This is a genomic window from Actinomyces sp. 565, assembly GCF_010365615.1.
Taxonomy (GTDB): domain Bacteria; phylum Actinomycetota; class Actinomycetes; order Actinomycetales; family Actinomycetaceae; genus Actinomyces.
The window spans coordinates 57939-82732 of record NZ_PIZD01000004.1; the positions used below are offsets into that span (position 1 = coordinate 57939).

Here is a 24794-nt window from a genome sequence, read left to right on the forward strand (position 1 = left end):
GCTAGGCGATTAGAGATTAGAGGCTCCGCACGGTAGTGCTCGTTATTGTCGGGACCGGAGCAATTACCCGGCGCGGGCTACTACGTGGTGGTCCCGGCGAGTAGCAGGCCGGGCAGCTCGATGGGGGAGACCACCGCCGCGGGTGCGTCCTCGCCGCCGGCGTGCGCATTGATCTGAGACAGCAGTACGTCGACGGCGGTGCGGGCCAGGTCTGCAATGGGCTGCTGAACCGTCGCTAGCCCTGGTAGGGCCCGCCGCACCGCCGCAGTTCCGTCAAAGCCGATCACCTTGAAGTCGTGCGGCACGCTGCGCCCGTTGCGCTCGGCCCAGTCGAGCACAGCGGCGGCAGAGAGGTCATCGGTGGCGAACACGGCGTCGATCTGTGCGGCCGCCGCGTCCAGGTGCGCATCAATTAGCCGGGCCCGCTCGGCATCAGGAGTATGGAAGTCCACGGTGAAGATTCGTGGCTCGATTCCGGCCTCGGCCAGGACGGCCCGGTAGCCGGCTTCCCGCCGGTTGTGCGGTCCGGTGCGGGAGGTGAGCAGTGCGGGGCGACGGGCGCCGCGTTCCAGCAGGAGGCGGGTAGCGTCCCGCGCCGCCGCCTCGTTGGCGCAGCGAACATTGGGAATCGTGGGGGACAGGTCCCTATCGACCGTCACCAGCGGCATGCGTACCGTCTGGTACTCGGCAAGAGTGTCATTGTGCGCGCCCGAGATAATGCCGTCCACCCGGTGGGAGACAAGGAGGTCGAGATACTCCCGCTCACGGTCGGCTCGGCCCATCGAGTTGCAAACCAGCATCCGGTACTGGTGCTCGGCGAGGGCGTTCTCGATTTCCTCGGCGAGTTCCCCGAAGAAGGGCAGCGCCACGGTTGGCACGATCACGCCAATGATGCTCGTTGATTTGCCGTGGAGTGCGCGGGCGACCTGGTTGGGCCGGTAATTGAGCTGGTCGATGGCCTGGGCCACGCGGTCCTTAGTCGCCTGGCTGAGGTAACCCCGGTTGTTCAGGACCCGGGACACGGTGGTTAAGGAGACACCCGCGACCTCGGCGACGTCGGCAAGCGTGGGTTCGCGACGTACGACCACCGGTGACTCCTTTGTATGACTTCGAACTGTATGCGATGCGCGAGCGGCCAGCAGGATTTGCGCGGCTGTCCGACAAATCCCACCCAAGCCTATGCCTGTGCAAGCCGTGTTCGTGTATCAGGACGCCCGACGGCCACTTTGACCCCGCCTATGTCCTGACATTCTAGAACACGTTGCCCGGTCTGCGCACACTGGGGCAGGTACCTTCCGGCCGGGTGTGCGCAGGTTGCTGCTGCGTGGTGTCGGTCCGCCGCACGCGCTACGGGTGCGAGTAGAGCGGCAACCGGACACCCTTGGCACAATCTAAGCACACGGCAGCGCCTGTTAGCCACGAGGCGGTTCGACGATGCACCTCAAGAAGGGACCGGTGGCGGGCGAGGGTCACCCCCAGACGAAATGACATAATGTACATTATCGGCGATGGTGCACTACTTGCCGTATCTCCGGTGAACGGCCTGCTTGCTGACTCCGAGCGCCGCACCGATGGCGGTCCAGCTATAGCCCGCGTTGCGGGCACGACGCACGGCGAGCTCCTCCGCGGCATCGAGCTGCCTGCGCTCGTTGACGATGCGCCGGAGCTCCTTCAGTGGTGCACGTGCGCCGTCGTCGGCGCCGACCAGAGTCTTCATAGCGTCAATAATAATTGACCGAAGATGTTGACATGCCGCTGAGCGTCATGCACCGACATGAGGCGTACTGGTCGCCGCTTTGAGTTGCTCCGGGGGCGGCATACGGGCGCACGGGCGGTGTGCCTCCGGTGGCTCGGCGCCTCAGTCCCCGAGCGCCGTGCCGACCGCGCGCGCCGCCTTGATCCACTCGTGGTCACGCGGCACGTACTTGACCTTGCCGGCGACATCCTTCAGCGGTACCAGCGCGGTGTCATGGCCTCGGTCGGCGACCATGACGCCGAACTTGCCAGCCGCAATCGCATTCGCCCCGGCGACGCCCAGGCGGGTTCCCAGCAGGCGGTCGGCGGCGTTCGGTGTGCCGCCGCGCTGCACGTAGCCCAGGATGGACACGCGCGCCTCCAGGCCGGTGGCGGCCTCCAGCTGCTCGGCAAGCGTGAAGGTATTGGCGCGGTGTGAGGCCTCCAAGGCCTTCACACCCTTTTTGGCCATCGCCTTCAGCTCCGGGCTGGACGCATCCTTGACCAGTGCCTGGGCGTGGGCCAGCTCCTCGGCGTCCTTGACGCTGCGGGCGCCCTCGGCCACCGCGACCACGGAGAAGGTTGACCCATGCTTACGACGCCGCTCGATCTTCTCCGCGATCGCCTCCACCGAGTAGGGAACCTCGGGCAGCAGGATCACGTCTGCGCCGCCGGCCACACCCGCGCCCAGGGCCAGCCAGCCGGCCCGGTGGCCCATGATCTCGGTGAGGATGATGCGGTGGTGGGAGTGCGCGGTGGAGTGCAGCCGGTCCACTGCCTCGGTGGCTATTTCCAGTGCGGTGGAGAAGCCGAAGGAGCTGTCCGTATGCACGATGTCGTTGTCGATCGTCTTGGGCAGGTGGAGCACATTGATGCCCGCATCCATGAGTCGGCGGGCATTCTTCGCGGTGCCGCCGCCGCCCAGGCACACCAGCGCGTCGAGCTTGTCCTTCTCGACGTTCTCCACGATGGTCGGGATCATGTCCCGCACCTCGCCGTCCACCACCATGCGATGGACCTTGTCCCGGCTGGTTCCCAGCATGGTGCCGCCAGTGGTCAGGATGCCGGACAGGGTGGCTGCATCAAGCTCCGTGTACCGGTTCTCTGCCAGGCCGCGCATGCCGTCACGGAAGCCGATCAGCTTCCAGCCGTGCTCGGCGATAGCCGCCTTGCCAAAGCCGCGGATCGCGGCATTGAGTCCCGGGGCGTCGCCGCCGGCCGTGAGGATTCCGATACGCTTGGTTGCCATGGTGCCAAGTATGCCGCACAGCAACCTGCGGCAGGCGCGTTCCGCCGGCGCGGGCCCGGTCATTCACCCAGCGGCGGCGGGAATGCGCCACGGCGCCTACGCGTTATCCTCTCGGCGGCAGCACGCCGAGCACATCAAGCGACAGGAAGGGCAATAGCATGGCGGACCGCGCACTGCGAGGCATGACGATCGGCGCCAAGTCGATGGAGTCAGAGGAGGGCGTGGAGTTCGCCGAGCGGCAGAACATCACCTACGAGTGCCCGCTCGGGCACGTCACCACCGTCCCCATGTCCATGGAGGCGGAGATTCCGCAGACCTGGGAGTGCCCGGAATGCGGGCAGGCCGCGGCGCTGCGCGGAGAGGACGAGCCCGAGTCCGATGAGCCGAAGAAGGCCCCGCGCACGCACTGGGACATGCTGCTGGAGCGCCGCGACATCGAGGACCTGAAGGTCCTGCTGGACGAGCGCCTGGAGATGCTCCGCTCGGGCGAGATCTACCGCGAACGCTTCTGAGGCGCGCCGACCCGCTGGTAGGCGCGCCGGGCCGCCTGCCCGGCGGAAGCAGCCAGGCCCGCCAGTTGCGCGCTGCGCTTGGCAATCCCCCACTTGGTGACCAGTGCGAGCTCCTCGGAGAAGATTCCGCCGGAGAGCTTGGACTGGCCCGCCTCACGCTCCTGGAAGGTAATGGGCATCTCCACGATGCGGCCACCGGCGTCGGCGACCAGCTTGGTCATATTGACCTGGATGCCGTAGCCGGTTGCCTCAATCTCCCCCAGATTCAGGCTTCGCAGTAACTCGGCCCGGTACACCCGGAACCCGGCGGTGGCGTCCCTGACCCGTAGCCCCAGCATGGCGTTGATGTACAGGTTGCCGCCCCGTGACAGGGCCACCCGCCGCGCATCCCAGCCGTCGGTCGCGCCGCCGGATACCCAGCGGGAGCCGATCACCAGGTCGGGGGCATCGGCCATTTCCGCGCGCTGGATCAGCAGCGCGAGGTCCTCGGGACGGTGCGAGCCATCGGCATCCATCTCGCACACCAGCTCATACCCTGAGGCCAGCGCCCAGGAGAAGCCCGCCAAGTAGGCGGGTCCCAGGCCGTTCTTCTCGGTGCGGTGGAGTACGTGAATGTGCGCATCGGCCTGCGCGCGGGCGTCGGCGAGGCGGCCGGTGCCATCAGGAGAGTTGTCGTCCACCACCAGCACGTGCGCCTGCGGCGCGGCACGCCGTACCCCATCCAGCGCGCCGGCCAGCGTCTCGATCTCGTTGTAGGTGGGGATTACCACCAGCGCCTTCACGATCCTGCTCCTGTCATCTGCTCGGCACTCGGAACGGTCACGGGCGACGCCGTCGCCGACGCCGCAGCCGTGACATACCGGAAACCATACCGGCTGCCGTCAGCAGCGCGGCGGCCACTTGCAGGGCGAGCCCGGGCAGGCCGCCCAGGCGATCCGCAACGGTAATCGAGGTGCGCAGTGGCACGTCGGCTACGAGAGCGGCCTGTGTATAGGGCTGCGTGCGCTGCTCGACGACGCCGCGCGGGTTGATGATCGCGGTGACCCCGACGGTGGAGGCCTGCACCAGGGCGCGCCCGTGGATGACGGCTTGCACCCTGCCCTGCTCCAGCTGCTGCTCTGCCTCTGAGGAGTGCAGGAAGCTGGCGTTGTTCGTGGGGATGACGATCAACTCGCCGCCCTGCTCAACGCCGTCGCGAAGGGTGTCGTCATAGGCGACCTCGAAGCAGATGCCCATGGCGAGCTTGACATCCCGGTCCTGCGCGGCGGCGTGAACGGTGAGCGTGTACGGCCCGGTGCCGGGAGCCAGATCGGTGCCGATGCGGTCGACCTGATCAGTCAGCTGCCGCAGCTGCTCACGCAGGGGAATGTACTCGGCGAAGGGCACCGGGCGGTGCTTGCGGTAGTACTCCCCCGCCCCCGCACCGGGACTCCAGACCACCATGTCGTTGTAGCGCACGCCGTCGGCATAGAGAATCGCCCCGACCAGTACCGGCGCCCCGACGGACTGGGCGGCGGAGTCCACCAGCGCGGCCGAGGCCGAGAAGTCCCGTGGATCAAGGTCGGCGGCGTTCTCCGGCCAGATCACCACGTCGAGTGTCCCCCGCCCGACGTCGCCGGCCAGCGTGCGGGTCGCCTCGGCGTGGTTGCCGGTCACCTCCAGCGCCCGGTTGAAGGCGTCCTCGAACTCCTCGGCCACGTTGCCCTGCACCGCGCCTACGCGCAGGGTGCCGTCCTGGGCGGCGCCGTCCACGGGCAGCAGAATCGGGGCGGCCGTAACCAAGCCCGCCAGGGCGGCGGCCACCAGCGCGCTCAGGCTCCGGCGGCCCCGCACGGCCCGGCCGGCCTCTGCCAGGCCGGCTCCGGCGAAGGCCACTAGCGCGCTCAGCCCAATGGCACCGCCGTAGGCGGCAAAAGGCAGCATGGGGGCGTCGGCCATGGCGAAGGCGAGCCTGCCGAAGGGAAACCCTCCCCACGGCCAGGACGAGCGCACCTCCTCCACACCGCACCACACCACGGCGAATGCCAGCATGCGTGCCAGCACGACTGCGCCGCCGCCGTGCTCGAGCCGGCCGATCCGGCCGACAAGTGCCCAGGCGGAGCCGAAGGCGGCCAGGTAGAGCGACTCCACTGCGGTCAGGGCCACCCAGCCGAGCGGGTTACCCATGGCCACCGCCGTGAAGTGCAACAGCGGAGTGAACAGGGCGAGCCCGAACACCAGCCCTAGGCCCGCCCCCACCCCGGGGCCCCGACCGCGCAGCACCGTGGCCAGCAGTGCCAGCCCCAGCGGTGCGGCCCACCACACGTTCAGTGGTGGGAAGGCCGCCCACACGGCCAGGCCGGCGCAGACCGAGCCGAGCAGCGGCAGCAGGCGCCGTATACGCGGTCTCATACGGAGGACCAACTGACCACTCCCCTGTTGACATCGAGGCTGGCCTCCGCAGCCGTCATCGCGAGCCTGTTCAGGGAGTGCCCCTGCCCGGTGCCCGGGCCGGAAGTAATAGTCGCCAGCTGCCCGAGCACGTCCAGCAACTGCTTGCACCAGCGTACGAAGTCCCCGGCGGTGAGATCCGTGTCACCGAGTACCGTCGCCAGTTCCGCGCCGTCCGTCCAGGCCCGTACCGCGCCCGCTAGAGCGGGCTCAGCACCGGTGGACGGCTCTACGCGTTCGAGCGCCTCCAGGTCTCCGATGCGACGGGAGACGGCCAACTCGCGCCGCAGCACCTCCCCCAGGCGGGACCCGGGCGCAACCGGCAGCCCGCGGGAGGACGCAGCCAGCCGCGGCTCGTACACACAGGCGGACACAGCCCCGGCCAGGTCGGCGGGGCGCAAGCCGTCCCACAGGCCTTCGCGCAGGCACTCGGCCACCAGCAGGTCCCGCTCGGCGTAGACACGCGCCAGCACCTTACCGACGTTCGTCACCCGCAACTCCCCCTCGGGGCGGCCCCGGTCACTGGGCTCAAGGTATCCCAGCTCTAGGAGGACCCGGCACACGGCGTCGAACTGCCGGGCGATGGTGCCGGTGCGCCTGTCGACGCGGGCCCGCAGGCGGTCAAGCTCATCCCTGGTGCGCACCCAGCGTCGCCCAACGCGGGCGTGCTCCTCCCGGTGGGGGCAGGCATGGCAGGGATGGGCGCGCATCTCATGGCGTAGACGCTCCAGGCGCCTTCCGGCGTCCTCATCACGGTGGTGGCCGCGGCGCGAACCGCGCTCATCGGACTCGTCAAGGTCCCCGGCGCGCAGCGCATCAAGCAAGCGGTCGGCCAGCCGGTCCCGCTCCCGCGGGCGATGCGCATCCAGGTCCTCAGACACCGGCAGCGCACCCACCCGGGTCACGCCCTCGGGCGCGTTCTCGGGGGTGAGGGTGTGGACCCGCTTGTCCTCCCCCACCACTGTCAACCGCGGGGCTCCGGTGTGGTCGCTGCCCTGCGCGATGACGACGCCGTGGCGGTGGCGCCGCCCGCTCCGGAACAGGACCACGTCACCGCGGCCCAGCGCCCCGATGGTCCGGCCCGCCTCACTGCGGCGGGCGGACCGATTCCCTCGGGACTGGTCGGCCTCCGCATCACTGATGCGGCGACACAGTAGGGCGTACTCGCCAAAGTCTCCCAGGCGGCAGGACATCTGCTGTGCCAGCGTGTCCAACTGGCGGCGCTTGCGCCGGACCTCGGCGGCCAGCTCAACCACGCCGCGGTCGGCCTGGAACTGGGCGAAGGACGACTCCAGCACCTCCCGGGCGCGGGCACGCGGCATTCGCCCCAGGAGGTTGACCGCCATGTTGTAGGTGGGGCGGAAGGCGGATACCAGCGGGTAGGTGCGGCGGGAGGCGAGGGAGGAGACGAAGGCGGGGTCGGCGTCGTCGGTGGCCAGAACCACGGCGTGCCCCTCGACGTCGATGCCGCGCCGACCGGCCCGGCCGGTCAGCTGCGTGTACTCCCCCGGCGTGAGGCTCACGTGCGCAGAGCCGTTCCACTTGCGCAGTGACTCCAGCACCACTGTGCGAGCCGGCATATTGATGCCCAGGGATAGCGTCTCAGTGGCGTAGACGACCTTGACCAGGTTGGCGGCGAACAGCTCCTCCACGGTCTCCTTGAACACCGGCAGCAGGCCCGCATGATGGGCGGCCACCCCCCGGGTCAGGGCATTGGCCCAGGTGTGGAAGCCCAGAACGCCCAGGTCCCCGGCGGGGATCTCCGCGGTCCGCCGGTCGATGACCTCACGGATGCGGCGCGCCTCCTCACCAGTGGTCAGGTCAACCCCGTGGCTGACGGCCTCGCGAACGGCGTTCTCACAGCCGGCGCGGGAGAACACGAAGACAATCGCGGGCAGCAGGTCTGCGCGATCCAGAGCGCTTACGACCGCAATCCGCGACGGCGCACGCAAGTGGGCGGTGCGGGCACCACCATCGCCACGGTACCGCGGGCGCGTCTGGCCGGCGGCGCGCGCCCACCGGCCCCTGCGCCCGCCGCGGTAGCCGGAGCCCGCCGACGGCGCGTCCCCCGCAGCGGCTCGGCGCGCATCCCTAACGGCCCGCAGCAGGTCCGGGTTGAGCGGCGGCTGGGTGGAGGAATGCGCCTGGTCGCGGGCCGAATCGGGTGCGTCGGACAGCGAGTACAGGGGCAGCAGGCGGCGTCCAACCAGCATGTGCTGGGTCAGGGGCACCGGGCGGTGCTCGGAGACCACCACGGCCGTTCGCCCCCGCACCTGCTCGAGCCAGTCCCCGAACTCCTCCGCGTTCGAGACCGTCGCGGACAAGGAGACCACCTGCACCTCGGGAGCCAGGTGGATGATGACTTCCTCCCAGACCGGGCCGCGGAAGCGGTCCGCCAGGTAGTGCACCTCATCCATGACCACGTAACCCAGCCGATCCAGGTCCCGCGCCCCGGAGTAGAGCATGTTGCGCAGCACCTCAGTGGTCATCACGATCACATCCGCATGTGGATTAACTGAGGTATCGCCGGTGAGCAGACCGACTTTCTCGGCGCCGTACCGGGCCACCAGATCCAGGTACTTCTGGTTCGACAGGGCCTTAATCGGGGTGGTGTAGAAGGCCTTGAGACCCTTCGCCAGCGCCAGATGCACGGCGAATTCACCCACGACGGTCTTGCCGGCGCCGGTAGGTGCCGCCACCAGCACGCCCTCGCCCGCCTCCAGGGCGCGGCAGGCCTCATTCTGGAAGTCGTCGAACGGGAAGTCGTAAGTGGCTGCGAAACCGGCGAGCTCTGTGCGTGACTCCGCCTGACGACGACGTGCGGCGGCGTAGCGTTGTGCGGGTGAGCTCATGAGTCAAGCCTATGCGCAGCTGCGGGCTGCTCCCGCAGGCTTGGGGCGGGCCGGTGCCGGTCAGGCGTTGGAGGCGGTTTCGGCAAGGGCTGCATCCAGGGCCGCGTCCTCCTCGGCACGGCGCTTGGCGACCCGCTTGTCGTGGCGGATGGAGATGTAGCAGGCCAGGAAGTACAGGCCGGTGATCGGAATCGCCATGAAGATCATCGACCAGGGATCCGGCAGCGGGTTGGCGAAGGCCATGAAGGTGAAGATACCGATCACCGCCCAGCGCCAGCCCTTGAGCATGGTGCGCCCCTTCATCACCCCGAGCCGGTTGAGGGCCACCATGACCTCCGGGAGCAGGAACGCGGCTCCGAAGGCCAGCACCAGGCGCAGCACGAAGGACAGGTACACCGAGGCGTCCATAATGCCGGTGGCGGAGTCGGTGTTAGGGATGAAGCCGGTGAGGATCACGGCTGCGTGCGGCATGATCCACATGCCCAGTGCGCAGCCGGCGGCGAACAGCAGTAGCCCCACAACCCCGAAGACCCAGGTGTACGCCTTCTCCTTGCGTGTCATCCCCGGGCCCACATAGGCGAAGAACTCGTAAATCCACAGTGGTGACGCCAGCAGTACACCCAGCCAGATGGACACCCGCAGCCGCATGTCGAAAGAGGACAGCATCGTGGAGAAGTTGATGTTGAGGTTTGCGCCGCGGGCATTGGCGACCTCAACCGGGTGGGTGATGAACTGGTATACGGAGTCGTAGAGGAAATAGCCGACTACCGCCATGACGGTGATGCCGATGGCCGAGACGAACAGCCGGTTGCGCAGCTCGCGCAGGTGGTCCCCGATAGACATGATCGCCTCGGGGTTCTCCTTGCGCCTGCGGCCGGGCAGCTTCGGCATGTGCGGCACGTTCTACTCCTCCCGGGTACTGGTGGCCGGATGCGCTGCAAGCGGGACCGGACGGGCCCGGTCCCAGCGGCGAGATGTCCACGGCGCTCGGCCCGCAGCGCGTTCACGGCACCGCGCGCCGCGGCATCACTGCTGGACGGTACCGTCCGTGTACGGCTGCGGCTGCTGCGGAGCGGCCTGGCCCGGCTGGGTGGGCTGGGTGTAGTAGGTGCCCTGCTGCGGCTGCTGAGGGATCTGGGCCGGCGGCTGCTGGACCGCCGGGGCGTCCTCGTCCTCGCGCAGCTCCTTGACCTCCTTCTTGAACACCTTCATGGACTTGCCGATGCTTCCGGCGATCTCAGGCAGCTTGTTTGCGCCGAAGATGAGGAGAATGAGGACAAGCAGAACGACGATGTGCGTGGGCTTGATCACGACGCTGCTCCTTTCGTGGGGCTCGCAACTGGATGAGCCCGCGTGGTACGCCACGAGTCTAGCGTTTCGCCGGTGGGGCCCGAGCACCGGGCGACGGTGTTCCACCCTAGGCGTATCAACCTCAATTGCGGTGCACCTGAGCATCCAGCGCCAGGGCACGGCGCGCCGCCGCACCGGCGGCGGCGGTGAGATCCGCGGGCGCGGCGTGCCTCAGGTGCCTCCCGGCTGACAGCAGCAGTCCGATCAGCCAGGCCTGGTCGCGGCCCCTCACCCGAATGTGCAGCACGCCGTCCTCAGCAATGGACACCTGCTCGCAGGGGACCTGCTCGACTAGCCAGCGCCCCGATGGCTTCAGGCTGAGGCACAACTCCGGATCGGGGTCATGCTTGCTCCCGCGGCGGCGATGCGCCGTGGCCTGCACCGGCAGCACTTGCGCCGCCAGGATGCGATCGAGCCGGAAGGAGCGCTCCGCTCCGGCACTCAGGCACCAGGCCCGCAGCGTCAGGTGCGTGCCGTCACTGGTCAGTTCCAGCGGGTCGACATCACGTTCAGAGCGAGTATCGGTAGCGGAGACATACGTCAGATGCAGGCGCCTTCCCTCGGCCAGGGCACGGCGCACGGTTACCAGCACAGTGGAATGCGGGCCCGGCGCGGCGACGGGCGCGTCAGCGGCGGCGCCCAGGGCCTGGCGCAGAACCGCCCGGGTGCGGCTCAGCGTCGCCAGGGCCTGCGGGTCGTCGGCCAGCACGCCGATGAGCACCTCCAGCGACAGCAGCAGGGCGACCGCCTCACGGTGGGACAGGCGAACGGGCCGGTCCAGGCCGAGTGGCTCGGTCAGGCGCAGGCGGCCCGCCTCGAAGTCGGAGGCGGAGAAGTCGACCAGCTCATCGGGCATGCCGCCGGGCAGGCCCGATACCCACAAGGTGTCCACATCCTTGCGTATCGTCTCCGGTGTGACGCCGAAGTGCGCGGCTGCCTGCGCGAAGGTGGCGCCGTCGTGCTCAGCCACCCAGGCGGGCAGCGCCAGCAGGCGTACCAGTCGGTCCGTGGAGCTGGGCCGGGCCACTTCAGTCCTCCTCCGGCTGCGGTGGGGCGGACAGCGCGGCGACGGCGTTCAAGTGCTCCAGAACGTCCTGGCGCAGCTGCGCGGGTGCCAGCACGACGACGGCGTCCGCGAGCGCGGCCAGGGCGCCGGCGAAGGCGAAGCGATCAGTGAACGTGACATTGATTATGTCCCACTGCTGGGGAAGGCGCCGGGCCAGGTCCCCAAGTCGTTGTCCGGGCACTGCGGGCAGCTCTCGCGGTGCTGGGCCGTCCGCCAGCTCGGCGGCGCTGTAGCTCACTAGCGCGCGCGAGCGCAGCTGCAGGGCGCGTCCGGGCGCAACCGCGATCAGCGCCTGCGCCGTGACGGGTGCGGTGATTTCGGGCGCGGGAAAGGCCCCGGCTCCGGATACCACGGACACCGGTCCGACCACACGGGCCAGACGGAACGTGCGCTGCTGCCCGGAGGCCCGGTCCAGTCCGTCCAGGTACCAGGCGCCTTCACTCATGCGCATCCGGTGCGGCTCTACTATGCGGGCACTCACCCGCCCGGAGTTGGCGGAGGCGTATTCGAAGCTCACCCGACGCCGTTCCCGGACGGCGGTGGCCAGTTCCGCGGGAACCTGCCCGCCGGAGACATCACTGCCCAGGTCGATGCTCAGGTCCGGCAGTGAGTCGGCGGCGTCGTCGACGCCGGCCACGGCCCGGATCTTCGTCAGCGCATGGCGGGCGGCGGGGGTCAGGGCCCCGGAGCGCCAGGCTGAGGCTGCCAGCTCCACGGCGGCGGCCTGCTGCGCGGTCAGTGTCAGGTCAGGCAGCGCGTAATCGGCCTCGGTGATGCGGTAGCGCGCCTGGTCCGCCTGCCCGGTGGTGGTGATGTCGATGCCCAGTTCCCGCAGCACGTCCTTGTCCCGTTCGAACATGCGGTCGGCTGAGCTGCCGCCCTCGGGATCGTATCCGGCAACCGACCCGATGATCTGTGCCTTGGTCATACCGGAGGCGGTGTTGCGCAGCGCCAGCAACAGGTTGACCTGGCGCTCCTCGGTGGGGATGGCCATGGGCTCGGGGCGCGGCGCGGGTTCGGACACGGGGCCAGCGTATGCGCAGCGCGGGTCCGCAGCGATCGGAACACCCGGGTGCCTTAGGGTGGTTCCATGATGTGGCGTGACGGGGACGTGCTCGCGGTGCGGGAGGTCTGGGGGCAGTCCGGGAGGCGCTGTGCCGAGCTGGAGGTGCGCATCGTCTCGGCCCCGCCGGGTGCTGCCGTGCTGGGCGCCGGCGAGCCGTGCCGGGCGATCGCCTACGAGTCCGTGACCGGGCTGCCGGAGCCCGGGGAGTGGGTACGCCTGGAGGTGTCCGCCCTGGCCCGTGGCCTGGGCACCGGGGGGCACGGCATGGTCACTGCGCGGCCCGGCATACTGCCGGCGGATCCGGAGCCGGGCGGTCACCTGGTCAAGGCACGTTACATGCCCGACCAGGTCATGGTTACCGGCGTGGATGAGCAGAACACCCCGCTTCACTCGCGGCTGTCGGCCCCTATTGACGCGCTGACGCTGGCCGGCGCGCCGGTGGTGATCGCCGATCTGCATTCCTCCCTGCCCGCCATCCTGGCCGGGCTGCTACGCCCGGATCTTGACCCGGCGCTTGACCCGTTCCCTGAGCGCTTCTCTCCGGGCGCGGGCCCCGATGCGGCGGCGCCGCCCCTCCGAGTGGCGTACGTGATGACTGACGGGGGCGCGCTGCCGCTGCCCTACTCGCGCTCGGTTGCCGGGTTACAGGCGGCCGGGGTGCTCGTCGGCACCGTCAGCGTCGGCCAGTCGTGGGGCGGGGACCTGGAGGCGGTGAGCATCCACAACGGCCTACTGGCCGCCCGCCTCGTGCTGGAAGCGGACGTGATCGTCGTCACCCAGGGACCTGGCAACCTGGGTACGGATACGCCCTGGGGCTTCTCCGGGGTCGCCTGTGGTGACGCCGTGAACGCCGCAGCGGCACTGGGCGGTCGGCCGGTCGCCTGCCTGCGGGTGTCGCAGGCGGACGCCCGCCTGCGACACCGGGGAGTCTCTCATCATTCGATCACCGCCTACGGGCGCGTGGCAATGGCGGCCGCCGACGTCGTCGTGCCCGAGCTGCCCGGCGCACTGGGGACGCGGATCGCCGAGCAGGCCGCCGCCCTGTGCGGTCCCCGCGAGCTGGGGGCCGCGCACCGCTTGGTGAAGGTGGCGGTTGGGGGCCTGTATCAGGCGCTGGCAGACATGCAGCAGGCGACCGGGGTGCGGCTGAGCACCATGGGCCGCGGGCTCGATCAGGACGAGGCTGCCTTCCTGGCGGCGGCCGCCGCCGGCCGTCACGCAGCCCGACTGGTATACGAGCCCGCCGGGCGCGTCCCGCAGGATTGAGCGCGGTGCGTGCCCGTGGCGGGGCTGCACTACGCTGGGCCCATGAAGACCTTTGAGGACCTATTCGCCGAGCTGCAGGACAAGGCCGCTTCTCGCCCTGCCGGTTCCGGCACGGTTGAGGAGCTGGACCGCGGCGTGCACTTCATCGGCAAGAAGCTGGTGGAGGAGGCCGCCGAGGCGTGGATGGCCTGTGAGCACGAGTCTGACGCGGCGGCCTGCGAGGAACTCAGCCAGCTGCTGTACCACGCCCAGGTGATGATGCTGGCCAAGGGCTACACGCTCGAGGACGTTTACCGCTACCTGTGAGGCCAGGGTACGCCGGGCCCCGCATGATCCATCACCCCCACTGACCACGCTTTCAAGCTCCACTACACAGTCAAGGAACAACGTGCTGCGCATCGCCGTGCCCAATAAGGGCTCCCTGTCCGAGCCCGCCACCACCATGCTCGCCGAGGCGGGCTACCGCACCCGCCGCTCCGGTAGGGAGCTCGTCCTGGTCGACGACGCCAACCAGGTCGAGCTGTTCTTCCTGCGCCCGCGCGACATCGCCGTCTACGTCGGCCAGGGCACCGTCCACGCCGGTGTCACCGGCCGCGACCTGCTGCTGGACTCGGGCGTGGAGGCGATTGAGCACCTGCCGCTCGGCTTTGCCCGCTCCACGTTCCGCTTCGCCGCGCCCGCAGGCACCATGAGCGCGCTTGGTGATATCGAGGGCAAGCGCGTGGCGACCTCCTACGACGTGTTGGTGCGCAACTTCCTGGCGGAGCAGGGGATCAACGCCCAGACCGTGCACCTGGACGGTGCCGTGGAGTCCTCCGTGCAGCTGGGGGTGGCGGACCTGATCGCCGACGTTGTCGAGACCGGGTCGACCCTGCGGGCCGCGGGCCTGGAGACCTTCGGGGAGCCGATCCTGGCCAGCGAGGCGGTGCTGATCACCACCGAGCAGTACCGCGACGAGCCCGGCCTGGCCACGCTCGTACGCCGCCTGGAGGGGGTGCTGCGGGCCCGCTCCTACGTGCTGGTGGACTATGACATCCCCATGAACCGGATGCACCTGGCCAGCGAGATCACCCCCGGCATTGAGTCCCCCACCGTCTCGCCGCTGCAGAACCCCGACTGGGTGGCGGTGCGGGCGATGGTGCCCCGCAAGGACGCCAACCGCGTCATGGATGAGCTCTACGCAATCGGGGCGCGCGCCATCCTCGTGTCCTCCCTGGTGGCCTGCCGACTGTAAGCCCCGCCAGGATCCCACCGGGCGCTGGGTCAGGCAGTGAGCAGCGGGTCGCAGACGGCGTCTGAGGTCACGGTGGTCTCGCCGAGCAGGCCGCGGTCGGCGAGGAAGTCGATGGTCTCCCCCACCTGCTCGGGCACCAGCGCGCCCACCACCGTGTTCTCGCTGGGACGCACCAGCTCACCCGTGGCCACGGCCACCTCGCGCGCATTGTCCGCCTGCGTGGAGTCGACCAGGTCGGGCACGTACTCCTTGGTGGCCGCCACGGCGGCATCGGGGTCATCCACGAACTTGGTCATCCCGACTGCGGAGGCCGCAACTGCCGCCTCCAGCTCGCCGCGGCGGTCGGCGAGCACCTGCGGGGTGGTGATCAGGGAGGCGCCCAGCAGCGGCACCTCCTCGCCGATGGCGAGCACCCGCACCGGGGTGCCGTTCTGGGAGATTTGGACGGCGTCGTTGTTGGAGAATCCGGCGATCGCGTCGACCTTGCCGCTGGAGAGGGCGGCCTGCTGGGTGTAGCCGATCTCCTGCACGTCGACGTCGTCCTCGCTCAGCCCTGCGGAGGACAATGCCACTAGCACCGAGTACCAGGTCTCCCCCGTTTTTCCGGGGGTGCCGATCGTCTTGCCGGCCAGGTCGGCCAGCTCGGTGACGTCGGACTCCTCGGGGACGATGATGCAGCCCGGGTAGCGCTGGTAGTAGCCGCCGATGATGACCAGCTCATTGCCATTGGACGCGGCCACGATGGCCTCGTCACCGCCCGCCACCACCACGTGCTCGGTCCCGGCCAGCAGGGCGTCGAACTGTCCCTCCTGCTCCCCATGGTGGCGCAGGGAGACGCCCGGCGCGTACTCGCCGTCGGCCAGCGCCAGGTAGAAGGGCGCGAACTGCACGTTCGGGGTGTAGGTCATGCCGATCACCAGCCCGGAGGCGTCGGCGGAGGCGGAGACGTTGGAGCTCCGGGCGCCGCTGCCCGAGGCGCAGGCGGCGAGCAGGCCTACGGCGCCCGCACCCATGGCGGTCAGAACTGTGCGGCGGCTCGGAGCCGGGCGCGGGGTAAGAGCGGGCATGAGGTTCCTTTCGGTGCCGTGCGGCGGTTAGAAGATTCGGACGGGCAAAACAGAGGGAATCGGTCGGTGGGTGTTTGCGCGAGGGGGCCGGTGGTGCCGGCTCAGGTGGCGCGGCGCCCCCGCATCGAGGCGACGACGCGGCTGCGCCGCTCCAGCTCGTGCAGCACCCAGTGGATGGTGGTGGCGATGACGCAAAGCACCACGATGGTGGAGAACAGCCCGGTGGTATCGACCGTCTGGCGCTGGGAGGCGAGCACCATGCCCAGGCCCTCCCCGCCCATAGTCATCTCGCCGATCACGGCGCCGGTGACGGACAGGGTGAAGCCGGTGCGCAGGCCGGAGAGGATCGAGGGCAGCGCCATGGGCAGCTCCATGTAAATGAGCATGCTCACTCCGTGGGCGCCGTCCAGGCGGGCGGCGTCAATGACATCGGTATCCAGTCCACGCAGGCCCAGCAGGACCGTGACGGTGATGGGGAAGAAGACCATGAGCACGCACAGGACCACGGTCGGCACCGTCCCGTAGCCGATCCACACCACCAGTAGCGGGGCAATGGCGATGGCTGGAACTGCCTGGGACGCCGCCACATACGGCAGGACGGCGCGGGAGAAGCGGCGGGAGCGGTACAGGGTCCAGGCCAGGGGCAGCGATAGGGCGGCGGCGGCCAGGCAGCCGAGCAGCGCCTCCCGCAGGGTCACCCAGGCGTATCCGGCCAGGCCGCCCTGGGTGAAGGCGAGCACCAGGCGGCGGGCGACGTCGAGGGGGCCGGGCAGGAAGACCGGCGGGATCAGTCCGGCGCGGGTAATCGCCCACCAGGCCAGCAGCAGCATGGCCCCAAGCGTCACGGGCGGGCTCAGCAACGGTCGCAGCAGGCAGGGCGATCCGATGTGCGGGCTCCGCGGCGCGCGGGCGGCCTCGCGTTCGGCCACGCCGAGGCCGATGCTGGCGACGGTGGCGCTCGTCATGCACAGTGTCCTCTCCGGCTCCCCCGGAGCACCCACCCCGGGGCACTCCGGGGTGACGGGCGGTACGCGCGTAGCGCCGCACGGCGCGGGCCCCTGCCTACAGCCGGGATGCGCCCGCATGGGAGCGCACCACGATCCGCCGACGCCGGACGCGCGCCACGTGTCTCCTCCCATCCGGACTTTAACCGTCGGTACCGGAATTCCACCGGCTCAGCCGACCGCGCCCACCCTGCGGGTGGATGCGGTCGGGTCGCGGACTGTCACCGCCGGTTCGGGCTTTCACCGACCCCGGAGCACGTTGTATGCATCTCCGACATTAGCGGCTGGTGACGGCAGCGGCAACCCCGCTCACCACTCCGAAGTCTTTTGCACATACGCGGCTAAGTGCACCAGGACGCGGACCGTGGACGTGTTCGCCGCTGCTCACCATTCCGTCGGGGCCAGGCGCCACGGGAATGCTGCCGCTCCGCCGCCGGGGTCGTCGGCGTCGAACAGGCCGGGCAGCCGCCGCCCGCAGTGCCGGCAGCAACCCGCCGTATCCAGCTCGTAGGTCTCCACCGTGTAGCCATGGCGAGCGATAACCGCCTGCCCGCAGCCCGGGCACAGGGTCGTCGCGCCCTCCCCGCTACGCACATTGCCGAGGTACACGAAGCGCAGCCCCGCGTCCAGCGCCGCGCGGCGGGCCCGGCGCAGGGTCGCCACCGGCGTAGGCGGCCGGTCCAGCATGCGGTGGGCGGGATGGAAGGCCGTCAGGTGCAGCGGCGTGTCCGCACCAAGTGCGCTAACCACCCAGGCGGCGAGCCGACCGACCTCCTCGGGCGAGTCGTTCAGGCCCGGGATGAGCAGCGTGGTCAGCTCCAGCCAGGCAGTGGTGCGCTCGCGCACGCGCACCAGCGTGTCCTGCACGTCCCGCAGCCGCGCGCCGGTGACCTTCCGGTAGAAGTTCTCGGTGAAGCCCTTGAGGTCAATGTTCGCGGCGTCGACGGCGCCGAACAGCTCCAGCGCCGGCTGGTCGCAGATCCACCCGGCGCTGACCGCGTAGGCCAGCAGCCCGCGCTCGTGGCAGGCGCGGGCAGTGTCAATGGCGTACTCGGCGAAGACCACCGGGTCGTTGTAGGTGAAGGCGACGGCGCGGGCACCCAACCGGGCGGCCTGATCGGCGATGCGGTCCGGTGGGGCGTCCACGCTCAGCACCTCGGTGGAGCGGGCTGTGGAGATCTCCCAGTTCTGACAGAACTTGCACGACAGGTTGCAGCCTGCGGTGCCGAAGGACAGCACTGAACTGCCGGGGTGGACGTGGTTCAGCGGCTTCTTCTCAACCGGGTCCAGGCACACACCCGTGGACCGGCCATAGGCGGTCAGCACAATCCGCTCCCCGTTGCGCCGCCGCACGAAGCAGAAGCCGCGCTGTCCCTCCCGCAGGCGGCGGTGCCGCGGGCACAGGTCGCACTGCAGCCGCCCGTCCGGCAGCGGGTGCCACCAGCGGGCCGTGTAGCCGGCGTCCCCACCTGCGGTGCCCGGCCGGGAGATGGGCGGGGCGGAGGCGGTCATGACTCCTCCCAGGCGCGGACCCGGTAGGTCTCCGCGACCAGTTCCGCATCCCAGAATCCGGCGGGCCAGCCGGCCTTGCGCTTGAGCCGGCGCAGGAATTCGGCCGGGTCGGGCAGCTCATCCCATACCTGCGGCAGGAAGGTGGCGCGCCGGGCCCCCAGCGACAGCACTACGCCGTCGACGCCGGGGCGCAGGCGGCGGAGCAGCTCCTGCTCCTCATGGACCTCCAGGCGTTCCGGCGTACTCAGCACCGACACCTCCAGGCTCAGGGCCGGCAGCTCCGTGGCCGTGACGGGCGGAAACCGCGGGTCGCGCAGGGCGGCGGCAACGGCGTTAGCCACGACGTCCTCGCCAAGCGGTCGGCGCGCCTCCAGCGAGCCGATGCAGCCGCGCAGAGAGCCGTCCGCGCTGCGCAGGGTTACGAAGGCGGCACCGGGACGATCCAGCCAGTTGGGCCCCTCCCCCGCCGGCAACTCGGCGGGATCGCCGGCCTCGGCGCCCACGGCGCGGGCGATCGCCCGGCGTGCCAGCGGCAGCAGCGTGTCTCCGGCGTCGGCGGGCGGCTCGGTCGCCTGTGTATCCGCGGCTGCCACGGTGACGGCAGGTTCGTCCCCTGCGGTGGGCGCCTCGTGGAGGGCGACGGCGCAGTAGCCGACCACCCGGTCCGGGTTACCGGCGGTGTCGGCCGATGTGCACCGCCCCAGCAGTTCGGCGCGCATGCCGTGCTCCTGCGCGGCCAGAAGCATGCCGTTCAACGGGGTGGCGCCGCAGGCGCGGTCGTGCGGGATGGTGGAGTCCAGTGCCAGGATGCGCGCAACGGTCTCCGTGTCAACCGCTATTGCCAGGTCCTGCGGCAGGTAGTGGGACAGGTCGGAGGAGATGATGATGACGGTCTCCGGCCCGCCCCACAGTGCACTGATCACGTCGGCAACGGTGCGGGCCGAGGCGTCGCCGGCCGCCAGTGGCACCACTGTTACATCGCCGAGCACCGTCTGGATGAAGGGCAGCTGCACCTCCAGGGAGTGCTCCTGGGCGTGTACCTCCGGCGCGGTGCTCACCCCGGGCAGGGTGGCTGCCTGGGCGCAGCCGGCAGCGTCAGCCTCCAGCACTCCCAGGGGCGTGGCCAGCTGGTCCGCGCCAGGCAGGGCCAGCCCGCGCACCGGCACTCGGTGGGTGGGGCCGAGCAGCACCACTCGGGTGATGCGCCCCCGGCCTGCCTCCAGGCGCGCGTAGGCGCGCGCCGCCATGGGGCCGGAGTAGATGTAGCCGGCGTGCGGGACAACGAGGGCCTTGGGCACAGTCACGTGCCCAGGCAATTGGGTGCGTTCCTGGGTGAGCAGGTCGGCGAGCGCGCGTTTCAGGGCGCGGTCGTCCCCGGGGTAGAAGCTTCCGGCGACGGCTGGACGGCGGACGATCTTCATAGCGTTCTCTCCCTTGAGCACCACCAGGATACTCCGGTTCGGTACGCGCAGGCCGGGCCCCCAGTCCGGCGGGTGTCAGCGGGCGGCGGCCACCGCGGCCTCGAACTCGTCGGCAACCGCCGCATCGGGATGCCCCGCCCGCGAGACCAGCCAGGCTGCCAGGGCATTGGCGGCGAAGCCGGGGGCGAGCTCGTACAGGTCGAAGATGCCGCCGGGACCGCCGGAGACATTGCCCCACACCATTACCACCGCGGCGCCGGCGAGAATCCCGACGAATGCGCCCGTGGCAGTCAGCCGCTTCCAGTACAGGCACAGCAGGACTGTAGGGCCGAATGAGGCGCCGAAGCCCGCCCACGCGAAGGCGACCAGCGCCAGGATCGTGTCATTGGGCGTCCACGCCATTGCGGCGGCGATCACGGCTACGGCCAGTACGGCGAAGCGGGAGTACATGACCAGGCGGCGCTGCGAGACCTGCCGGCGGAATACGTGCCGGTACAGGTCCTCGATCAGGGCGGAGGAGGTGACCAGCAGCTGGCTGGAGATGGTGGACATGATCGCAGCCAGGATGGCGGCCAGCATGAATCCGGCGATAAACGGGTGGAACAAGAGCTGGCCCAGGGCGATGAACACGGTCTCCGGGTTGGCCAACGCGCCCCCGTCGCGCTGGAAGATGGCTACCCCGACGATGGCGGTGGCGGCGGCGCCGGCGACGGCGAACAGCATCCACCCGATCCCGATGCGGCGCCCGGAGAGCGCCTCCTGGGGGCTGCGCAGAGCCATGAAGCGCACGATGATGTGCGGTTGCCCGAAGTAGCCCAGGCCCCAGGCTAGGGAGGAGACGATTCCAATCACGGAGGTGGTGGGGCCCAGCACCGCCCAGTAGTGCGGGTCAACCTCGCTGACCGCGTGCAGGGCCGGTCCGAGCCCGCCGAGCCGGATCACTCCCACAATGGGCACGGCAACAAGCGCGGTGACCATCATGATGCCCTGCACCAAGTCCGTGTATGACACCGCCAGGAATCCGCCGACCAGCGTGTACATCACCGTGATGGCGGCAACCAGCGTCAGCCCGAGCCGGTACTCCATCCCGAAGGACGACTCGAAGAACGTGCCGCCGGAAACCATGCCGGAGGAGACGTAGAAGGTGAAGAACACGACGATTACGCCGCCACTGGCCCAACGCAGCAGGTGCCGGTCGTCGTGCAGGCGGTTGTCCAGGAAGCTGGGAATCGTGATGGAGTCGTGAGCGACCTCCGTATAGGAGCGCAGCCGGGGCGCCACGTACCGCCAGTTCAGCCAGGCGCCCGCCGTCAGCCCGACGGCGATCCATGCCTCCACCAACCCGCCGGCATATAACGCGCCCGGCAGCCCCATCAGCAGCCAGCCGGACATGTCGGAGGCGCCTGCGGACAGTGCGGTGACCGCGGGCCCGAGCCCGCGGTCCGCCAGCATGTAGTCGTCCAAGGAGTCGTTATGACCGTACGCCCACCAGCCGATCGCCACCATTCCGACGAAGTAGATGATCATGGAGATGGCTTGGAAGGTTGTCTCGGTCATGATTCTCCTACGGGGGTGGGGGGCCTACAACCTGCCGCAGTTTAAGCGAGGCCGCGGCGTCGGCGTCGGCGAGTACCACTTCGGGGGCCTTACCGGTGCCGGCGGCCGCGTACGCGGCGACCAGTCCCTCCACCAGGGCACCGCCGGAGAGCCGCACGCGCGCGGCCAGTTCCGGTTCCAGCAGCTCCAGGGCCATCTGCGCGCTGAGCACACCACTGCCCAGGTCTGCCAGGACCACCACCCCACTTCCGTCGTCGGCACGCTCGATCGCCGCCATGATCTCGGTGGCGTCAGTGCCCAGGGTGCCGTCGGGTAGTCCCGCCGCCACCTCCAGCGGCGCGTCCAGGCCCGGAATCAGAGCTGTTGCGAGCGCCACCGCGGCGTCTGCGAGCGGGCGCGAATGGGAGACGACGACGATGCCCGTCATGCGGCGTCCGCCGCGGTTCCGGAGACGACGTCGGCAAGCGCCTGCATGATCAGGGCGGTGGAGGCGGCGCCGGGGTCGACGTGGCCGACCGACCGCTCCCCCAGGTAGGAGGCGCGCCCTTTCTTCGCCAGCATGGGCGCGGTGGCCGCGCGGCCCGCATCCGCAGCGGCCGCTGCCTGCTCGACTGCGGCCGCCAAGGCTGAACCGGTCTCCGCCGGGGCGGGTGCCGCTGCACCGGTACGCAAAGCGCTCAAGGCAGGATTCCAGGCGTCGATCATGGTCTTGTCGCCGGACTCGGCGTTACCGCGCTGCACAATGCCGCCGATCCCGGCGGCCACGGCCTCCGCCAGGGCGGCCACGTCCAGGGACTGCTGGCCGGCGCAGGCGGTGGACATGCGCAGGAAGAACGTGCCGTACAGCGGGCCGGCGGCTCCGCCGACCTTAGAGATCAGTGCCATGGCGGTCTGCTTGAGCACCGCCGCCGGGGTCTCCGGCTGCTCGGGCAGCGCCTCTACCGCGGCGGCAAGACCACGTTTCATGTTCGCGCCGTGGTCGGCGTCGCCGATAGCCGCATCCAGGGCGGTCAGCTCATCGGCGTGGGCGGAGATCAACTGGCTAGTACGGCGGATCCAGGCGGCGACGTCGGCTGCGCGAAGCGCGGTCAGGGGGGTTGGTGCGTTCACGGTCATATTCTCAGATCCCCCAACGTAGTCCGGGCGTGTTTACCGGGGCGTCCCACAGGCGCAGCAGCTCCGCGTCGGCGCGCACGAGCGTGAGGGAGCAGCCTGCCATGTCGAGGCTGGTGATGTAGTTGCCCACCAGGGAACGCTCAACCTTGACGCCGGCGCGGTCAAGAATCTTGGCGACCTCCCCGTACATGAGGTAGAGCTCCAGCAGCGGAGTGGCACCCATCCCGTTGAGGAAGGCGATCACCCCGGTACCGTCGCCTTCGGGAAGCTCGTTCATGACGGGCTCAGTCAGGCGGGCGGCGATCTGCGAGGCGGGCGCGATCTTCTCCCGGTGCCGGCCGGGCTCGCCGTGGATGCCGATGCCGATCTCGATCTCATCATCAGGTAGATCGAAGGAAGGCTTTCCGTTGGCTGGGACCGTGCAGGAGGTGAGGGCGACGCCCATGGAGCGGCCTGCCTCGGAGGTGCGCCTGGCCACGGCGGCGACGTCGGCGAGCGAACGGCCCTCCTCCGCAGCCGCTCCGGCGATCTTCTCCACGATCACGGTTACGCCCACGCCCCGGCGGCCGGCGGTGTAGAGGGAGTCCTCCACCGCCACGTCATCAGCAGTGACCACGGTGGCGACCTCGATACCCGACTCGGCGGCGACCAGCTCGGCGGCCATGTCAAAGTTCATGACGTCACCGGTGTAGTTCTTCACGATGTGCAGTACGCCCGCGCCCCGGTCGACCTCGGCGGTGGCCGCGGAGACCTGGTCGGGTACCGGCGAGGTGAAGATCTCGCCGGCGCAGGCGGCATCAAGCATGCCGGCTCCGACGAAGCCACCGTGGAGCGGCTCGTGGCCGCTGCCGCCTCCGGAGACAATGGCTACCTTGCCCTCGTCCTTGGGGACGGCGCGATAGACGATGTGCCGGTCGATGTCGACCCGCAGGCTGTCGGGGTGTGCCGCGGCCATCCCGGCCAGCGCGTCGGTCACTACCCCTTCGACGGAGTTGATCAACTTCTTCATGACAGGACTGTACCGCGAATGAGGCGCCGGTCACGGCCGAGACCGGGTACAGCGTCCGCTTCGGTACGTGACCGGGCCGACCGGTCCCGCACATACCGCCCTGCTGCCAGAGGACAGGTGCCGCGGGCTGGGCAGTGACGCGCACCCAGTGACGCCTAGTCAGCGACTGTATTCAGAGACTGTACTCAGAGACTGCACTCAGCGGCGGGTGCACAGCACGACAGCGGCAGCCCAGTCGCCGTCGTGAGTCAGGGACACGGGCCAGCGCTCCGGGGCTGCTGCGCCTGCGCCCAGGGAGCCGGCCACATGGGCGGCAATGGCCCCGGTCAGGCGCAGCGAGGGACGCCCCCAGCGGTCTGTAACAGTTTCGATCTCCCGCCAGTCGACCGTCTCCGCGGGCAGCTGCGGTGCCACCGCCCGGCCGGCGTGGACATTGGCTGCCTGGGACCAGGCCTTGATGAAGGCCTCCTTCGCGGCCCAGCGCCCGGCCAGGTGCTCGGCCTGCGCCGAGCCGGTGGCGTCGGCGCGGCGGGCGACGTCGCGCAGCTCGCGAGGGGTGAAGGTCCGCTCGGCGAAAACAGTGCCCGGCTGTTCCAACTGCTCGGCCAGGCCGGGGACGTGCACGAGGTCCACCCCAACGCCGAGCACGCCCTTCACCTCAGGGACCTGGGGCGGGCTGGGCTGGCGCATGGCTCCAGTATCTCGCACCATCCGGCGGGCCGGCGCATGGTGACCACGGGCAGCACACCGCGCCACAGTGCGTCCGAACCCGGAACTGCTTGGAATCCGAGTCGAATGTAGTGGCCTGCGTGCTCGCAATGCCGAGCGCGCGCCGGGGGCTTGGCCGCGGTGCCTCGGGCGTCCTAGAAGCCATGACCTCAAGGTTCCCAAAGCTGTGGAAACAACGCACTACCTTCGCGTGGGGGCTCGTACATTCTGGCCGCCGATTCGGCACACATTGTGACGGTTCGTACCTTCTGGTCTGCGATTCGTACTTTCTGACGACGGTACGTACATCTAGGTGCCGAACCGTCGCATAAAAGTACGAATCGTCGGTGCAAAGGTGCGAACCGTCAACCATAGGTACGAACTGTCAATACACAGACCACCATGAGCACGAACCCCGCAGGAAACGCCACCGCACGGTGAGGCCCCGCTCCCGGCGCCACAAGTAAGGCTCCGGGATAGCCGCAAAGACCGGACGTCTAGAAGAATCCCTGCCCCGTATAGAACTGGCGGGCCGAGCGGGCCTACGGGCCGCGATAAGTCCGAGCCGCGCGCACATTCGTGCCGACAGCCCCGAGAGCCCGACGGCGCGGTGGCCCCGGGAGCCGTAGCTCCCGGGGCCA

The 24794-nt window shown here is 69.6% G+C and carries 23 protein-coding genes and 1 riboswitch; of the genes, 4 read left to right on the forward strand and 19 right to left on the reverse strand.

Annotated elements, in window-relative coordinates; genetic code table 11:
• Positions 1-80: 80 nt before the first annotated feature.
• From GZ997_RS01105 to GZ997_RS01115, 3 genes are all read right to left on the reverse strand, one after another.
• Entirely contained in the window at positions 81-1088 is a 1008-nt protein-coding gene (locus GZ997_RS01105; protein WP_162678517.1) for a LacI family DNA-binding transcriptional regulator, read from the reverse strand.
• 428 nt (positions 1089-1516) lie between these two features.
• Positions 1517-1717: a helix-turn-helix domain-containing protein gene (locus GZ997_RS01110; protein ID WP_203233860.1), complete on the reverse strand. Its 201-nt coding sequence runs from the start codon at positions 1715-1717 to the stop codon at positions 1517-1519.
• Positions 1718-1858: 141 nt separating this feature from the next.
• Positions 1859-2983 (reverse strand): ATP-dependent 6-phosphofructokinase, encoded by a 1125-nt coding sequence (locus GZ997_RS01115; RefSeq protein WP_162678518.1) that lies wholly within the window; start codon positions 2981-2983, stop codon positions 1859-1861.
• Between the two features lie 158 nt (positions 2984-3141).
• On the opposite strand from GZ997_RS01115, the gene GZ997_RS01120 reads away from it, so the two are divergent.
• Positions 3142-3495 carry an RNA polymerase-binding protein RbpA gene (locus GZ997_RS01120; protein ID WP_161924029.1) on the forward strand — a complete coding sequence of 118 codons (354 nt, stop codon included), beginning with the start codon at positions 3142-3144 and terminating at the stop codon, positions 3493-3495.
• On the opposite strand, the gene GZ997_RS01125 is transcribed toward GZ997_RS01120, so the two are convergent.
• The 7 genes from GZ997_RS01125 to GZ997_RS01155 all read right to left on the reverse strand — a co-directional run bounded on the left by GZ997_RS01125 (position 3477) and on the right by GZ997_RS01155 (position 12217).
• Positions 3477-4277, reverse strand: a complete 801-nt coding sequence (locus GZ997_RS01125; protein ID WP_162678519.1) for a polyprenol monophosphomannose synthase — start codon at positions 4275-4277, stop codon at positions 3477-3479. The two genes, GZ997_RS01120 and GZ997_RS01125, sit on opposite strands and share 19 nt — an antisense overlap.
• 37 nt (positions 4278-4314) lie before the next feature.
• Positions 4315-5886: an apolipoprotein N-acyltransferase gene (lnt, locus tag GZ997_RS01130; RefSeq protein WP_161924031.1), complete on the reverse strand. Its 1572-nt coding sequence runs from the start codon at positions 5884-5886 to the stop codon at positions 4315-4317.
• On the reverse strand, positions 5883-8777 hold the full coding sequence (locus tag GZ997_RS01135; protein ID WP_162678520.1) for a DEAD/DEAH box helicase: 2895 nt from the start codon (positions 8775-8777) through the stop codon (positions 5883-5885). Before GZ997_RS01135 ends, lnt begins: the two co-directional genes overlap by 4 nt.
• A gap of 60 nt (positions 8778-8837) precedes the next feature.
• The gene (tatC, locus tag GZ997_RS01140) at positions 8838-9677 is read right to left on the reverse strand and encodes a twin-arginine translocase subunit TatC (RefSeq protein WP_162678521.1); all 840 of its coding nucleotides are present in this window, start codon (positions 9675-9677) and stop codon (positions 8838-8840) included.
• A gap of 126 nt (positions 9678-9803) precedes the next feature.
• Entirely contained in the window at positions 9804-10088 is a 285-nt protein-coding gene (tatA, locus tag GZ997_RS12545; RefSeq protein ID WP_343212236.1) for a Sec-independent protein translocase subunit TatA, read from the reverse strand.
• Positions 10089-10209: 121 nt separating this feature from the next.
• The gene (locus GZ997_RS01150; RefSeq protein ID WP_162678523.1) at positions 10210-11154 is read right to left on the reverse strand and encodes a WYL domain-containing protein; all 945 of its coding nucleotides are present in this window, start codon (positions 11152-11154) and stop codon (positions 10210-10212) included.
• 1 nt (position 11155) lies between these two features.
• Positions 11156-12217: a WYL domain-containing protein gene (locus GZ997_RS01155; protein WP_343212237.1), complete on the reverse strand. Its 1062-nt coding sequence runs from the start codon at positions 12215-12217 to the stop codon at positions 11156-11158.
• A gap of 66 nt (positions 12218-12283) precedes the next feature.
• Between GZ997_RS01155 and GZ997_RS01160 the strand changes: the two genes are divergently transcribed.
• From GZ997_RS01160 to hisG, 3 genes are all read left to right on the forward strand, one after another.
• Positions 12284-13525 (forward strand): DUF3866 family protein, encoded by a 1242-nt coding sequence (locus GZ997_RS01160; RefSeq protein WP_162678524.1) that lies wholly within the window; start codon positions 12284-12286, stop codon positions 13523-13525.
• Between the two features lie 42 nt (positions 13526-13567).
• Positions 13568-13831 carry a phosphoribosyl-ATP diphosphatase gene (locus tag GZ997_RS01165; protein ID WP_161924036.1) on the forward strand — a complete coding sequence of 88 codons (264 nt, stop codon included), beginning with the start codon at positions 13568-13570 and terminating at the stop codon, positions 13829-13831.
• Positions 13832-13913: 82 nt separating this feature from the next.
• On the forward strand, positions 13914-14759 hold the full coding sequence (hisG, locus tag GZ997_RS01170; protein WP_161924037.1) for an ATP phosphoribosyltransferase: 846 nt from the start codon (positions 13914-13916) through the stop codon (positions 14757-14759).
• Between the two features lie 29 nt (positions 14760-14788).
• Here hisG and GZ997_RS01175 read toward each other — a convergent pair whose 3' ends face one another.
• The 9 genes from GZ997_RS01175 to GZ997_RS01215 all read right to left on the reverse strand — a co-directional run bounded on the left by GZ997_RS01175 (position 14789) and on the right by GZ997_RS01215 (position 24135).
• Positions 14789-15826: an ABC transporter substrate-binding protein gene (locus tag GZ997_RS01175; protein ID WP_162678525.1), complete on the reverse strand. Its 1038-nt coding sequence runs from the start codon at positions 15824-15826 to the stop codon at positions 14789-14791.
• 101 nt (positions 15827-15927) lie between these two features.
• Positions 15928-16656, reverse strand: coding sequence for an ABC transporter permease (locus GZ997_RS01180; protein ID WP_161925325.1), 729 nt, complete (start codon positions 16654-16656; stop codon positions 15928-15930).
• Positions 16657-16949: 293 nt separating this feature from the next.
• A riboswitch (FMN riboswitch) is annotated at positions 16950-17090 on the reverse strand.
• 124 nt (positions 17091-17214) lie between these two features.
• A complete protein-coding gene (amrS, locus tag GZ997_RS01185; protein WP_162678526.1) occupies positions 17215-18342 on the reverse strand; it encodes an AmmeMemoRadiSam system radical SAM enzyme in 1128 nt (375 codons plus the stop codon).
• Positions 18339-19763, reverse strand: a complete 1425-nt coding sequence (gene amrB / locus GZ997_RS12550) for an AmmeMemoRadiSam system protein B (protein WP_162678527.1) — start codon at positions 19761-19763, stop codon at positions 18339-18341. Before amrB ends, amrS begins: the two co-directional genes overlap by 4 nt.
• A gap of 75 nt (positions 19764-19838) precedes the next feature.
• The gene (gene putP, locus GZ997_RS01195) at positions 19839-21320 is read right to left on the reverse strand and encodes a sodium/proline symporter PutP (RefSeq protein WP_161924040.1); all 1482 of its coding nucleotides are present in this window, start codon (positions 21318-21320) and stop codon (positions 19839-19841) included.
• A 7-nt stretch (positions 21321-21327) separates the two neighbouring features.
• Positions 21328-21747 carry a dihydroxyacetone kinase phosphoryl donor subunit DhaM gene (gene dhaM / locus GZ997_RS01200; protein ID WP_162678528.1) on the reverse strand — a complete coding sequence of 140 codons (420 nt, stop codon included), beginning with the start codon at positions 21745-21747 and terminating at the stop codon, positions 21328-21330.
• The gene (dhaL, locus tag GZ997_RS01205) at positions 21744-22430 is read right to left on the reverse strand and encodes a dihydroxyacetone kinase subunit DhaL (RefSeq protein ID WP_343212238.1); all 687 of its coding nucleotides are present in this window, start codon (positions 22428-22430) and stop codon (positions 21744-21746) included. The genes dhaM and dhaL overlap by 4 nt, the downstream gene beginning before the upstream one ends.
• A 10-nt stretch (positions 22431-22440) precedes the next feature.
• A complete protein-coding gene (dhaK, locus tag GZ997_RS01210; RefSeq protein ID WP_161924043.1) occupies positions 22441-23445 on the reverse strand; it encodes a dihydroxyacetone kinase subunit DhaK in 1005 nt (334 codons plus the stop codon).
• A 198-nt stretch (positions 23446-23643) separates the two neighbouring features.
• Positions 23644-24135, reverse strand: coding sequence for a holo-ACP synthase (locus GZ997_RS01215; protein ID WP_203233861.1), 492 nt, complete (start codon positions 24133-24135; stop codon positions 23644-23646).
• Positions 24136-24794 lie beyond the last annotated feature (659 nt).

Excerpts from the sequence above, each read along its gene's own strand:
- lnt (WP_161924031.1), bottom strand. The coding sequence starts at position 5,886 with ATGAGACCGCGTATACGGCGCCTGCTGCCGCTGCTCGGCTCGGTCTGC.
- amrB (WP_162678527.1), bottom strand. The coding sequence starts at position 19,763 with ATGAAGATCGTCCGCCGTCCAGCCGTCGCCGGAAGCTTCTACCCCGGG.
- GZ997_RS01165 (WP_161924036.1), top strand. The coding sequence starts at position 13,568 with ATGAAGACCTTTGAGGACCTATTCGCCGAGCTGCAGGACAAGGCCGCT.
- GZ997_RS01215 (WP_203233861.1), bottom strand. The coding sequence starts at position 24,135 with ATGCGCCAGCCCAGCCCGCCCCAGGTCCCTGAGGTGAAGGGCGTGCTC.
- GZ997_RS01120 (WP_161924029.1), top strand. The coding sequence starts at position 3,142 with ATGGCGGACCGCGCACTGCGAGGCATGACGATCGGCGCCAAGTCGATG.
- GZ997_RS01160 (WP_162678524.1), top strand. The coding sequence starts at position 12,284 with ATGATGTGGCGTGACGGGGACGTGCTCGCGGTGCGGGAGGTCTGGGGG.
- GZ997_RS01115 (WP_162678518.1), bottom strand. The coding sequence starts at position 2,983 with ATGGCAACCAAGCGTATCGGAATCCTCACGGCCGGCGGCGACGCCCCG.
- amrS (WP_162678526.1), bottom strand. The coding sequence starts at position 18,342 with ATGACCGCCTCCGCCCCGCCCATCTCCCGGCCGGGCACCGCAGGTGGG.
- GZ997_RS01110 (WP_203233860.1), bottom strand. The coding sequence starts at position 1,717 with ATGAAGACTCTGGTCGGCGCCGACGACGGCGCACGTGCACCACTGAAG.
- GZ997_RS01135 (WP_162678520.1), bottom strand. The coding sequence starts at position 8,777 with ATGAGCTCACCCGCACAACGCTACGCCGCCGCACGTCGTCGTCAGGCG.
- dhaM (WP_162678528.1), bottom strand. The coding sequence starts at position 21,747 with ATGACGGGCATCGTCGTCGTCTCCCATTCGCGCCCGCTCGCAGACGCC.
- dhaK (WP_161924043.1), bottom strand. The coding sequence starts at position 23,445 with ATGAAGAAGTTGATCAACTCCGTCGAAGGGGTAGTGACCGACGCGCTG.
- putP (WP_161924040.1), bottom strand. The coding sequence starts at position 21,320 with ATGACCGAGACAACCTTCCAAGCCATCTCCATGATCATCTACTTCGTC.
- GZ997_RS01180 (WP_161925325.1), bottom strand. The coding sequence starts at position 16,656 with ATGCTGCTGCTGGCCTGGTGGGCGATTACCCGCGCCGGACTGATCCCG.
- GZ997_RS01175 (WP_162678525.1), bottom strand. The coding sequence starts at position 15,826 with ATGCCCGCTCTTACCCCGCGCCCGGCTCCGAGCCGCCGCACAGTTCTG.